Source organism: Rhodoferax sp. OV413, assembly GCF_945881795.1.
GTDB lineage: Bacteria > Pseudomonadota > Gammaproteobacteria > Burkholderiales > Burkholderiaceae_C > Allorhodoferax.
Genome location: NZ_CAMCVG010000066.1, coordinates 1 through 11,843, shown reverse-complemented (window position 1 = coordinate 11,843; position 11,843 = coordinate 1). Strand labels below are relative to the sequence as shown.

Below are 11,843 nucleotides of genomic sequence, written 5' to 3'. Positions count from 1 at the left end.
CCATCGAACTTGCCGCCGGTGGGCTGGGTGTCGATGTGGCTGCCCGTCATGATGGGCGGCAGGCTGTTGTTGCGCCCGGGCCGGCGCATGAAGCCGTTGCCGATTTTGTCAATGGTGACGGTCATGCCGGCTTCGCGCGCCCAGCGGGTGACCAAGTCGCGACCTTGTTTGTCCAGGTCGGTCAGCGTCAAGCGGCAAACTCCGCCTTTGGGTGTGGCGCCGATTTGTGCCAGCTCCATCAGCGAGGCCCAGAGGCGATCGCCGTTGATGCGGATGTTGGAGATGTCGAGCACGGTGTCGATGTGGGTGTCGGTAGTCATGGTGCTTCCTTTAGCGCTTGACGGCGGTGGGGGCCAAGGTATCGGCGCGCAGTTTGCTGGCGGCAAAGTTGGAGCTGAAAGGTGCACGCTTGATGTAGCGGCCCTTGCCCTGCACTGCGCGCAGGTCGCCTTGCACCTAGACCAGCTCGCCCTGGCTCACGGTGTGGCTAGGGATGCCCTTGACCGTGCGGCCCTCAAAAATGTTGAAGTCACCCTTGCTGAACTGCGTTTTGACCGACAAGGTCTTGGAGCCTGCCGGGTCCCAGACCACCAGATCGGCATCGGCGCCCACACTCACGCTGCCCTTTTGCGGGTAGATATTGAACAGTTTGGCGGTGTTGGCTGACGTGACCGCCACAAACTCGGAAGGCGTCAAGCGCCCGGTGTTCACGCCTTCGTCCCAGATGACCGCCAAACGCTCTTCCACGCCGCCGCAGCCGTTCGGGATTTTGGTGAAGTCGTCTTTGCCTGCAGCCTTTTGCGCCGCGCAGAAGGTGCAGTGGTCCGTGGCGGTGGTGTGCAGGTTGCCGCTTTGCAGGCCGCGCCACAGGAACTCGCTATTGCCTTTGGGGCGGAAGGGCGGGCTCATCACGTGGGCTGCCGCGGTGGCAAAGTCCGGGTGGCGGTAGACGCTGTCGTCCAGCACCAAGTGGCCGGCTAAGACCTCGCCATACACCCGCTGCCCGCGCGCGCGGGCGCGGGCAATGGCTTCGGCCGCTTCCACACAGCTCACGTGCACCACGTAAATGGGCACGTTCAGCACGTCGGCAATCGCAATCGCGCGATTGGCGGCTTCGGCCTCCACCATGGGTGGGCGGGACAGCGGATGGCCTTCTGGTCCTTTGATGCCCATCTCAGAAACAGTTTTTTGCAGCAGGTAGACCAGTTCGCCGTTCTCGGCGTGCACGGTGGGCATGGCGCCCAGTTCCAAGGAACGCTTGAAGCTGTTCACCAGGGTTTCGTCGTCGCACATGATGGCGTTTTTGTAGGCCATGAAGTGCTTGAAGCTGTTGACGCCTTCGTCGTTGACCAGCGTGCCCATGTCTTTGCGCACCTGCTCGCTCCACCAAGTGATGGCGACGTGGAAGGAGTAATCAGACGCTGATTTCTCGGCCCAGCCGCGCCACTTCTTGTAGGCGTCCAGAATGTTTTCCTGCGGGTCGGGAATCACGAAGTCGATGATGGTGGTGTTGCCGCCCGCCAGACCGGCTGCGGTGCCGGTGAAGAAGTCGTCCATGGTCACCGTGCCCATGAACGGCAGCTGCATGTGGGTGTGCGGGTCGATACCGCCGGGCATCACATACTGGCCGCCGGCATCCACCAGCGTGGCGCTGGCCGGAGCGGCAAGGTTCTGGCCTACCTCGACGATCTTGCCGTCCTGGGTAATGACATCTGCCAGAAAGGCGCGGTCTGCGTTGACTACGGTGCCGCCACGGATGAAGAGAGTACTCATGCTTGCTCCTAAATAGATAGCTGCTGGCGCATATTTATTGGGCGCTTGCGGCTGATTTGACGTAAAAAACTCGTTCCGCCCAGTGCCTTAAGCGGCAGCCCGCATCGGGTTGTTGGGGTGGGTAGTCCAGTCGGCGTGGGTGTGGACCACGGTCCTGCCGGTTCGCGCGTCCACCTCGCCCACCGGCAGGTCGCGCATGGTGATGCAGTCATCCACCGGGCACACGTTGACGCACAGGTTGCAGCCCACGCACTCGTCATCCTTGACCTCAAAGTGGCGCTTGCCATTTTTCTCGAATGTGATGGCCTGGTGGCTGGTGTCTTCGCAGGCAATGTGGCAGCGCCCGCACTGGATGCAGCTGTCCTGGTTGATCACCGCCTTGCTGATGCGGTTCAGGTTGATAAAGCGCCAGTCGGTCACGGTGGGCAGCGCCTTGCCCACGATATCGCTTACGCGTTTGAAGCCCATCTCGTCCATGTAGTTGGACAGGCCGCTCTCCATCTCTTGCACGATCTTAAAGCCGTAGACCATGGCCGCGGTACACACCTGCACCGTGCCCGAGCCCAGCGCAATGTAGTCCAGCGCGTCGCGCCAGGTGCCGATGCCGCCGATGCCGCTGATGGGCAGACCGGCAGTGGCCGGGTCGCGGGCGATTTCAGCCACCATGTTCAGCGCGATGGGCTTGACGGCGGGGCCGCAGTAGCCGCCGTGGCTGCCCATGCCGCCGGTGGAAGGCGACATGGTCAGGGTGTAGGGGTCCACGCCCATGATGGAGCTGATGGTGTTGATGAGGGACACCGCATCGGCACCGCCGCGCTTGGCCGCCTGCGCGGGCTTGCGGATGTCGGTGATGTTGGGGGTGAGCTTCACGATCACCGGCATCTTGCTGTACTGCTTGCACCAGGCGGTGACCATTTCGATGTATTCCGGCACCTGACCCACGGCTGCGCCCATGCCACGCTCGCTCATGCCGTGCGGGCAGCCGAAATTGAGTTCGATGGCGTCGGCGCCGGTGTCTTCCACGCGCGGCAGGATGGCCTTCCAGCTCTCTTCCTGGCAGGGCACCATGAGCGACACCACCATCGCGCGGTCGGCCCAGTTGCGCTTGACCTCGGCGATCTCGCGCAGGTTGACTTCCAGGTCGCGGTCGGTGATGAGCTCGATGTTGTTCAAGCCCAAAAGCCGCCGGTCGCCCGAGAGCAGCGCGCCGTATCGCGGGCCGCTCACGTTGACGATGGGCGGCCCCGCTTCGCCGAGTGTCTTCCAGACTACCCCGCCCCAGCCGGCCTCAAAGGCGCGGTTGACGTTGTAGGCCTTGTCGGTGGGCGGGGCTGACGCCAGCCAGAAGGGGTTGGGGCTCTTGATGCCGACAAAGTTGGTTTCCAGATTGGCCATGTGTGTCTCCGGGAATGGGGGCAGCGCTCAGGCGCTGAGGAAGGCGTGGATGGCCTGGGCAGAGCGCTTGCCGTGCTCCACCGCCTCGACGGTGAGATCTTGGCCGCCTGCGCGGCAGTCGCCGCCGGCCCACACGCCGGGAAGGTTGGTGGCGCCGTCGGCGTCGGTGGCAATCTTGCCGCCCGAGAGCACGAGCCCCGCGTCCGCCAGCACCGGGTTGCCCAGCTTCTGGCCTATCGCCTTGAGCACCATGTCGGCAGCCAGTGTGGTGGTCTCACCGGTGGGGGTGAGCGCACCGTTCACCATGGCTTGCCGCGCAAACACAACGCCGGTTGCGCTGCCGCCCTCGCCCAGCACTTCGACCGGCGCCAGCCAGTGGTGGATGGTGACGCCGTTGGTTTGCGCCCATTGCTGCTCATCCAACGAGGCGGACAGGCTCTCGGGCCCGCGCCGGTAAACGATGTGCACCTCTTCGGCGCCCAGCAGCTTGCTTTGCACCGCAGCGTCCACCGCTGTCATGCCGCCGCCAATCACAACCACGCGCCGGCCTACCGGCAGGGTGGACAGGTCGGCCGTCTGGCGCAGCTCTGCAATGAAGTCCACCGCGTCCTGCACGCCTTGCAGGCTCTCACCCGCTACGCCCAGTGCCTGGGTGGTGGCCAGGCCCATGCCCAGGAAAACGGCCCCGTAGTCGCGCTGCAAAGCAGCCAATTGCTCTGCGGTCTCCAACTTCCAGCCGGAGTGAATGGTGATGCCGCCAATGTCCAGCAGCCACTGCACTTCGCGCTGCGCGAAGTTGTCCGGGGTCTTGTAACTGGCCAGGCCGTATTCGTTCAGCCCGCCGGGCTTGGGTCGGGCGTCGAGTATTTCCACTTCATGGCCCCGGCGTGCGAGTCCGTGGGCGCAGGCCAGACCGGCAGGTCCGGCGCCCACCACTGCCACCCTTTTTCCGGTGGCAGGGGCGCGGGTAAAGATGTGCGGTTGGCTGCTCTCCATCAGCGCGTCGACCGCATGGCGCTGCAGGCGGCCTATGGCCACCGGCCGGTCTTCCTGCGTATTACGCACACACACCGCCTCGCACAGGTTCTCGGTCGGGCAGACGCGTGCACACATGCCGCCCAGGGGGTTGCTTTCCAAAATGGTGCGCGCGCTGCCCCGCAGGTTGCCGTCTGCAATGCGCTTGATAAAGGACGGCACATCGATGCTGGTGGGGCAGGCGGTGGCGCAGGGGGCGTCATAGCAATACAAGCATCGCTCCGCTTCCAGCAGGGCCTGTGAGGTGCTCAGTCTGGGGGTGGCATCGGCAAAACGCGCCGCGTATTCTGCGGGGCTGAGGCGTCCGCTGCGGATGTCCGGTGAAGACGAAGAGGGGTGTGACACGCTGGCAACTCCTTGAAACTGACCGTTTGGTCAAGTCATAAGCAGCATGCTAGCAATCGACGTGCCACGCTGTAACTAGGGGTTTGCACCATAAAGGGCACCGCTCGTCGCCTGCGCCCCGTTGTGACTTTGTCACCCCGGTGTCGTCTCAAGGCGGGATATTCACCAGCCTGCGCTACGAACCTGTGGGCGCTACGTTTAACCAAAAACCTCAGGGAGCTCTAGATGCCCATCCGCCTCATCACCGCTCTGGCCCTGGCTGCCAGCCTGACTGCCTGTGCCACCGCGCCCGGTTCGTATTCCGGCGCGCGCGACGCCGACCCCCCAGCGAGCTACAGCTTCGGACTCTGGGGCGATATGCCGTATCAGCGCAATGGCGACTATGCCAAGCTGCCTGCGGTGATCGACAGCCTCAATGCGTCCGACATCGCGTTCTCGATCTACGACGGCGACTTCAAAGACGGCAGCTCCGAGTGCACCGATGCGAGCTTCAGCACTGCCCTCGCGATGTTCGGCAGCATGAAAAAACCGCTGGTGTATGTGCCCGGAGACAACGAGTGGACCGATTGCCACCGCACCAACAACGGCGGCTACGACACGCTGGAGCGCCTGGCCTATCTGCGACGTGTGATGTTCCCCACGCTCGAGAGCCTCGGTCAGACCACGATGCCGCTGGAACACCAAGGCAAGCCCGGCGAGAAGTTTGCAGAAAACACCCGCTTCCAAAAGGGCGCGGTGATGTTTGTGGGCCTGAACGTGCCGGGCAGCAATAACAATGTCGTCCTGAGCGCCAGCGAATGCAGCACCAAGAGCGTGCGCAAAGCGGCACAGTGCGATGCTGCCAACGCAGAATACCTGGAGCGCGACGCAGCCAACATCGAGTGGCTGCAGGCCAGCTTTGCCAAGGCCAAAGCCGCGCGGGCCGAGGGCGTGGTGCTGGTGATACAGGGTGACCCGGGCTTCGACATCCCGGAAACCTATGCCGAAGACGAGAGCCTGCAGCCCCAGTACAGCGGTTACCGCAACTTCATGGCGGCGGTGGTCCGACAGACCGAGCAGTTCAGTGGTCAGGTGCTGTTTGTGCACGGCGACACCCATGCTTTCAAGATCGACAAGCCCCTCTACAGCCCCCACAAAATGCTGCCCAACTTCACCCGCATCGAAACCTTTGGCAGCCCGCATCTGCACTGGGTGAAGGTGCGGGTTGAGCCCGGCACGCCGCACCTGTTTCATGTGCAGCCGGTCATGGTGCGCCAGCCCTGATATCTTTGCGGTTTCGCTGCACACTCCGGTAGCGATATCCCAGACGGAGCCCCGCATGACAAGCACAGCGTTCAATTGGCAGGACCCTTTTTTGCTCGAGCGCCAGCTCGCTGACGACGAGCGCATGGTGCGCGATGCTGCAGCCGCCTATTGCCAAAACAAGTTGCAGCCCCGGGTCACCCAGGCTTTTCGGGACGGCACTACCGATGTCGCCATCTTTCGCGAAATGGGTGCGCTGGGTCTGCTGGGCCCCACCATTCCAGAGACCTATGGCGGCCCCGGCCTGAGTTATGTGGCCTATGGCCTGATTGCCCGCGAGGTGGAGCGCGTGGACAGCGGATACCGCAGCATGATGAGCGTGCAAAGCTCTCTGGTCATGCTGCCCATCCTCGAGTTCGGCACCGAAGCCCAGCGCCAGAAATACCTGCCCAAACTCGCCACTGGCGAATGGATAGGCTGCTTCGGCCTCACCGAGCCCGACCACGGCTCCGACCCCCAAAGCATGCTTACCCGCGCGCACAAGGGGAGCGGCGGCTACCGGCTGACCGGCAGCAAGATGTGGATCAGCAACAGCCCCCTGGCCGATGTGTTTGTGGTGTGGGCCAAAGAGGTGAGCGAGGGCGGCGCAGTCGGCCCTATCCGCGGATTTGTGCTGGACAAAGGCATGGCCGGCCTCTCCGCCCCCGCTATCCACGGTAAGGTGGGCTTGCGCGCCAGCGTCACCGGCGAAATCGTCATGGAAGGCGTGTTCTGCCCCGAAGACAACGCATTCCCCGAAGTGCGCGGGCTCAAGGGCCCGTTCACCTGCCTCAACAGCGCCCGTTACGGCATCGCCTGGGGCGCGTTGGGCGCCGCCGAAGACTGCTGGCTGCGCTCCCGCCAGTACACCCTGGACCGCCAGCAATTCGGCCGTCCGCTGGCGGCCAACCAGCTCATTCAGAAAAAACTCGCCGACATGCAAACCGAGATTGCGCTGGGCCTGCAGGGCTGCCTGCGACTGGGCCGCATGAAAGACGAGGGCAGCGCCGCGGTCGAAATCACCTCCATCCTCAAGCGCAACTCCTGTGGCAAGGCGCTGGACATCGCCCGCATGGCGCGCGACATGATGGGCGGCAACGGGATGAGCGACGAGTTCGGCGTGGCGCGCCACCTGGTGAACCTGGAGGTGGTCAACACCTATGAAGGCACCCACGACATCCACGCCCTGATTCTTGGGCGCGCGCAGACTGGTATTGCGGCGTTTTCCAACTGATCTCTGGGGGTAACCCGTCATGATGCGTGTGCAAAATGTCACCCACGGGAAATATTCCAGAAACACAATCGTCGCTGATCGATGACAGAAGACCTCGCATCACCGGATTTCCAGGCCATTGCTTCGGGTTTGGCGAAGGCATGGTCCTTCCTGTCCGGGGCAGAACGATCGTTCATCCACACCCAGGACTTGGAGACGACCGTGCCGTATTCTGATTACAGCTATTTCATGCCCTTGCAGGTGGTCGGTGCGCCCCAGCAAGGCGGTATCGGGGTGGTGATTGACCGGGCGGATGCGGTGGCCATTGCGGTGCACATGTTTGGCCTGGAACCGCAGGAGCTGGGCGACGCCGAACTGCAGGACGCCTGCGCCGAAGTCTGCAATATCTTTTCCGACAGCATTGCCCTGCACATCGGCGGCGTCTCCGATGTGCAGATCGGCCTGCCCTTTCATGCCGCAGCGCCCGACTACGCGCAGATTTCCGACAGCAGCGAGGTCATCGCGCTCTACCAGGGCGTCAGCCCCGACGCCGCCAGCCATGTCATGGTGTACAACCCCTTTAACCGGTCGAATTGAGCTGAACTATGTCTACAGAACCCATGCAACTTGCCAAACCACTTCGCTTTCTGGTGGTGGACGATAGCCGGGCCATCCAGGCCATCGTGAAGCGCGGCATCATGCGGTGCGGCTATGCGCCTATTGAGATTGAAACCGCGCTCGACGGCGAGCAGGCCATCGACATCGTGCCGACCTTCAAGCCCGACCTGATCATCACCGACTGGCACATGCCCCGTGTCTCCGGCCTGGAGATGGTGCAGGCACTGCGCCAGATGGGCCACGGCCATGTGCGGGTGGGCTTTGTGACAACCGAGCGCACGCCGGCGTTGCTCGAAGAAGCCATGAGCAATGGCGCGCTGTTTATCTTGCACAAGCCCTTCGAAGACGCGGAACTGGTGAGCGTGGTGAGCAATGCGGTCAAGGACCTGGTCACTCAGTCGGGCGGCGCCATTGCCACGGCCGACCCCGCGCCCCTGCCGCCCGAGGACGAAACGGCGAAAAAGACCGACGACCCGATCCCCTACACCACGCTGCAGCTGCTGCTCGTTGACCGCCTGGGCAACCTGCCCTTCCGGCTGATTCCGAACGAGCGCATGACGATGGACAAGCTCACCACCAACAACTTTCTGGGCCTGTACGCCGCCAAAGACAGCAAGGGCGTCTATGCGATTGCCGTGATGGACTCCAACGCGGTCTGCATGGTGGGCGGCGGCGCGGCGCGCATGTCGCCGCAGGATGTGCGGGCCGTCATGGGCACCGGCACGATTGACGGCCTGATGATGGACAAGGCCCACGAGTTCCTGCGCGCTGCAGCCGCAGGCCTGACCGACTCGGCGCCAGTCGAGGGCATGAACATTACCTTGGCCAAAACCAGCGTCGTCAAGAACACCTTCGCTAAGCTGTCCGAAGTGTTGGCCAAGCCCGGTCAGCGCTCGGACTTCCGCCTCTCCATCCCCGGCTACGGCGAAGGCCGGATGGCATTTTTTGTCATGACGGTATGAACTGGATCAACATTGCCTATGGCTTCCTGTTCGTCAGCAATCTGGCGTTCATGGTGGTGTCGCTGTTTGTGCTGATGCGCATCTTGAATGCCTCTGCCCAAACCCGCGCCGAAATGCTGAAAGCCGCGAGCCTGGCGATGGACGCAGGCAAGCAGCTGCAGAACGCCGCCAAGCGCGCGGTGCATGAGATTGACCGCATCGGCGAGAACAACGTGGTGCGCGAAAGCGCCAGCGGCCGAGCGGTGCAGCAGCTCGCCTTTCAGGTGAAAAACCTGATCGATCAAGTCAACCGCAACGCTGCCAATGCCACATCAGGTACCCGCTCTGCCGATGGCCATTCGCACGAGATGAGCGAGCAGGATGCCGAAGACCTGCGCGCCAAGCTGCAGGCCGAGCTCAATACCGCCCTCGCCAAGAACCACCAGCTGCAGGAGCAGATCGAGCAGACCCAGCTGCGCCTCAAAGACATTGCCAACAGCAGCGACGACATGCGCGAAGAGCTCAGCAGCAACTCCGAGATCAAGCAAAGCGTGCTCGACAACATGACGCACCACGTGAGCGAGCTCGAAGCGCGCCTGAAAAAGGCCCGCGAGCGCGCCAAGGCGGCAGAAAAACACGCCGAAGAAAACGCCTTCCAGATCGATGAGCTGCGCGCCCAGATCAACGCCCAGAAGTTTGCCCGCCCCAAAATAGACCAGGCCGACCTGGTGCGTGATCAGCGCGACCAGATCGATGTGCTGGCCTCGCGAGAAAAGGCGCTCCTGGCCAAGATCGAGCAAATGGAAAACGAATTCAAGCGCCACGCCGATGAAAAAGGCTTCATCGAAGAGCGTTTCCTGCAACTCGACTCGGTCACACCCCCGCCCAAGCCGCTCTAGGCGGCACCGGCATCTCTATGACATTGCCCGGCCCCCTGCGATGAGCGCGCTCTCCCATCTCAAGGTGCTGGACCTGACCCGTGTGCTCGCCGGGCCGTGGTGCACCCAGATGCTGGCCGATCTGGGGGCGGACGTCATCAAGGTGGAGCGACCGAAAGAGGGCGACGACACCCGCCACTGGGGCCCGCCCTTCATGCCCGGCCCCGACGGGCAGCCCGGCGCAGACGCCACCTACTTCACCACCTGCAACCGCAACAAGCGCTCCATCACTATCGATATCGGCCACGCGGAAGGCCAGGCGCTGGTGCGGCAGATGGCGCAGCACAGCGACATCCTGGTGGAGAACTTCAAGGTCGGCGGCTTGGCCCGTTACGGCCTGGACTACGCCAGCCTGCACGCGCTGAACCCGCGCCTGATTTACTGCTCGATCACCGGCTTCGGCCAGACCGGCCCCTACGCCGAGCGCGCCGGCTACGACCTGATGATTCAGGCCATGAGCGGCATGATGAGCATCACCGGCCACCCCGACGGCGAGCCGGGCGCCGGCCCGCAGCGCGCGGGTGTGGCCATTACCGATGTGTTCACCGGCATCTACGCCTGCAGCGCCATCCTCGCCGCGGTCGAGATGCGCCACCGAACCGGCGAAGGCCAGCACATCGACATGGCCCTGCTCGATGTGGGTATGGCCGTGCTGGCCAACCAGGGCGCCGGCTTTCTCAACACCGGCCGCGAGCCCCAGCGCATGGGCAATGCCCACCCCAGCCTGGTGCCTTATCAGGACTTTCCCACCTCGGATGGCGCGATGCTGCTGGCTATTGGCAACGACGGGCAGTTTGCGCGCTTCTGCGAGGCCGCCGGCCGGCCCGCTTGGGCCCAGGATGCCCGCTTTGCCACCAACACCCACCGGGTGGAGCACCGCGCGCTCCTGGTCGGGCAGATGATGGAAGTCACCCGCAGCCGCAGCACTGCGGAATGGATTGCCCTGCTTGAAGACAAGGCGGTGCCTTGCGGCCCCATCAACACCCTGGCCCGCGCCTTTGCCGACCCGCAGGTGCAGGCCCGCAATTTGGTGCTCAAAAAAGTCCTATCGCCCGCCAATGAGGCCACTGTGGCAACGGTGGCCAGCCCGCTGCGCTTATCGGCCTCGCCGGTGCAGATGCGCATGTCGCCGCCCGCATTGGGGCAGCACACGGTCGAAGTGCTGGCCGAGCTGGGGCTGAGCGCTGAGGCGATTGCTGCGCTGCAGTCCCGCGGCGTGGTTTAGCTGCCGGAGGGCTTCCCCAGCGCTTCCCAGCGCTCCAGCGCCGCCAACAGGGCTTCGTCAATCTCGGCGTTGCGCGCGCTCAAACCCATGGCGCGGGCGTTGTCCGAGGCAAAGAGTTTGCCATCCGACAGCGCGCGGGCAATGTCTTGCTGCTCGGCTTCCAGGGCGGCAATGGCGGCGGGCAGGCCGTCGAGCTCGCGCTGCTCTTTGTAGCTGAGCTTGCGGGTCTTGGCCGGCGCTGGGGCCGCCTGCGCGGTGGCATCCACCTGGGCCACCGCCTGCTTCTGTTTTTGTAGCTGCTCGCGCTCGTAGTTAAAGGGCTTGGCGGCGGTTTTGCCTTGGGCTGCGGCAATATCGTTGGCGCGCTGGGTCTGAATCAGCCAGTCGCTCACGCCGCCTTCATATTCACGCCATTTCGCATCGCCCTCGTAGGCAATCGTGCTGGTGACCACGTTGTCCAGGAAGGTGCGGTCGTGGCTGACCAGAAACACCGTGCCGTCGTAGCTCTGCAGCAGGTCTTCGAGCAGCTCCAGGGTGTCGATGTCGAGGTCGTTGGTCGGCTCGTCGAGCACCAGTACGTTGGCCGGGCGGGCAAACAGGCGGGCCAGCAGCAGGCGGTTGCGCTCGCCGCCGCTCAAAGACCGCACCGGGGAAGTAGCGCGGGCGGGAGAGAACAAAAAGTCCCCCAGATAGCTCTTGACGTGCTTCTTCTGGTTGCCGATTTCGATCCACTCCGAGCCGGGGCTGATGAAGTCTTCCAGCGTGGCGTCCAGGTCCAGCGCGTTGCGCATCTGGTCGAAGTAGGCCACTGTCACATTGGCGCCCAGTCGCACCGTGCCCCAGGGGCTGTGGCCCGGCTCCGGCTTGGGCGCATTGGCGGGGGCCGGGTCGGGCGTGTGCTCGCCCAAAATGAGTTTGAGCAGCGTGGTCTTGCCCGCGCCGTTGGGGCCGAGCAGGCCGATTTTGTCGCCGCGCAAAATGGTGGCGCTGAAGTCCCTGACGATGACGCGCTCGCCAAAGGTCTTGCTCACATGCACCATCTCGGACACCAGCTTGCCGCTCTTGTCGCCGCTGTTCAC

General features: G+C 63.7%; 9 protein-coding genes and 2 pseudogenes. 6 read left to right on the top strand and 5 right to left on the bottom strand.

Annotation, left to right across the window (positions count from 1 at the left end; all coding sequences use genetic code 11):
- From Q0O05_RS08985 to Q0O05_RS08970, 4 genes and pseudogenes are all read right to left on the bottom strand, one after another.
- A pseudogene (locus tag Q0O05_RS08985) lies at positions 1–320 on the bottom strand (Zn-dependent hydrolase); the annotation flags it as partial.
- 10 nt (positions 321–330) lie between these two features.
- Positions 331–1,773, bottom strand: a pseudogene (gene hydA / locus Q0O05_RS08980) (dihydropyrimidinase).
- 87 nt (positions 1,774–1,860) lie between these two features.
- Complete coding sequence (gene preA / locus Q0O05_RS08975; RefSeq protein ID WP_293662247.1) at positions 1,861–3,168, bottom strand: NAD-dependent dihydropyrimidine dehydrogenase subunit PreA; 1,308 nt, start codon at positions 3,166–3,168, stop codon at positions 1,861–1,863.
- 27 nt (positions 3,169–3,195) lie between these two features.
- Positions 3,196–4,548, bottom strand: coding sequence for an NAD(P)-dependent oxidoreductase (locus tag Q0O05_RS08970; protein ID WP_293662245.1), 1,353 nt, complete (start codon positions 4,546–4,548; stop codon positions 3,196–3,198).
- A 225-nt stretch (positions 4,549–4,773) separates the two neighbouring features.
- Here Q0O05_RS08970 and Q0O05_RS08965 point away from each other — a divergent pair, with 225 nt between their 5' ends.
- The 6 genes from Q0O05_RS08965 (at position 4,774) to Q0O05_RS08940 (ending at position 10,764) form a co-directional block, all read left to right on the top strand.
- Positions 4,774–5,811: a hypothetical protein gene (locus tag Q0O05_RS08965; protein ID WP_293662243.1), complete on the top strand. Its 1,038-nt coding sequence runs from the start codon at positions 4,774–4,776 to the stop codon at positions 5,809–5,811.
- Between the two features lie 55 nt (positions 5,812–5,866).
- A complete protein-coding gene (locus Q0O05_RS08960) occupies positions 5,867–7,063 on the top strand; it encodes an acyl-CoA dehydrogenase (protein ID WP_293662242.1) in 1,197 nt (398 codons plus the stop codon).
- An 81-nt stretch (positions 7,064–7,144) separates the two neighbouring features.
- A complete protein-coding gene (locus tag Q0O05_RS08955; RefSeq protein ID WP_293662241.1) occupies positions 7,145–7,639 on the top strand; it encodes a hypothetical protein in 495 nt (164 codons plus the stop codon).
- An 8-nt stretch (positions 7,640–7,647) separates the two neighbouring features.
- Positions 7,648–8,622 (top strand): response regulator, encoded by a 975-nt coding sequence (locus Q0O05_RS08950; RefSeq protein WP_293662240.1) that lies wholly within the window; start codon positions 7,648–7,650, stop codon positions 8,620–8,622.
- Positions 8,619–9,500 (top strand): hypothetical protein, encoded by an 882-nt coding sequence (locus Q0O05_RS08945; RefSeq protein ID WP_293662239.1) that lies wholly within the window; start codon positions 8,619–8,621, stop codon positions 9,498–9,500. The genes Q0O05_RS08950 and Q0O05_RS08945 overlap by 4 nt, the downstream gene beginning before the upstream one ends.
- Positions 9,501–9,540: 40 nt before the next feature.
- Positions 9,541–10,764, top strand: coding sequence for a CaiB/BaiF CoA-transferase family protein (locus Q0O05_RS08940; protein ID WP_293662237.1), 1,224 nt, complete (start codon positions 9,541–9,543; stop codon positions 10,762–10,764).
- Here the strand turns inward: Q0O05_RS08940 and Q0O05_RS08935 are convergent.
- Positions 10,761–11,843: ATP-binding cassette domain-containing protein (locus tag Q0O05_RS08935; RefSeq protein ID WP_293662236.1), on the bottom strand; the 1,083-nt coding region annotated here is incomplete at its 5' end. The genes Q0O05_RS08940 and Q0O05_RS08935 overlap by 4 nt on opposite strands.

Coding starts and splice junctions, on each gene's coding strand:
- preA (WP_293662247.1), bottom strand. CDS start 3,168: ATGGCCAATCTGGAAACCAACTTTGTCGGCATCAAGAGCCCCAACCCC.
- Q0O05_RS08965 (WP_293662243.1), top strand. CDS start 4,774: ATGCCCATCCGCCTCATCACCGCTCTGGCCCTGGCTGCCAGCCTGACT.
- Q0O05_RS08960 (WP_293662242.1), top strand. CDS start 5,867: ATGACAAGCACAGCGTTCAATTGGCAGGACCCTTTTTTGCTCGAGCGC.
- Q0O05_RS08955 (WP_293662241.1), top strand. CDS start 7,145: ATGACAGAAGACCTCGCATCACCGGATTTCCAGGCCATTGCTTCGGGT.
- Q0O05_RS08950 (WP_293662240.1), top strand. CDS start 7,648: ATGTCTACAGAACCCATGCAACTTGCCAAACCACTTCGCTTTCTGGTG.
- Q0O05_RS08945 (WP_293662239.1), top strand. CDS start 8,619: ATGAACTGGATCAACATTGCCTATGGCTTCCTGTTCGTCAGCAATCTG.
- Q0O05_RS08940 (WP_293662237.1), top strand. CDS start 9,541: ATGAGCGCGCTCTCCCATCTCAAGGTGCTGGACCTGACCCGTGTGCTC.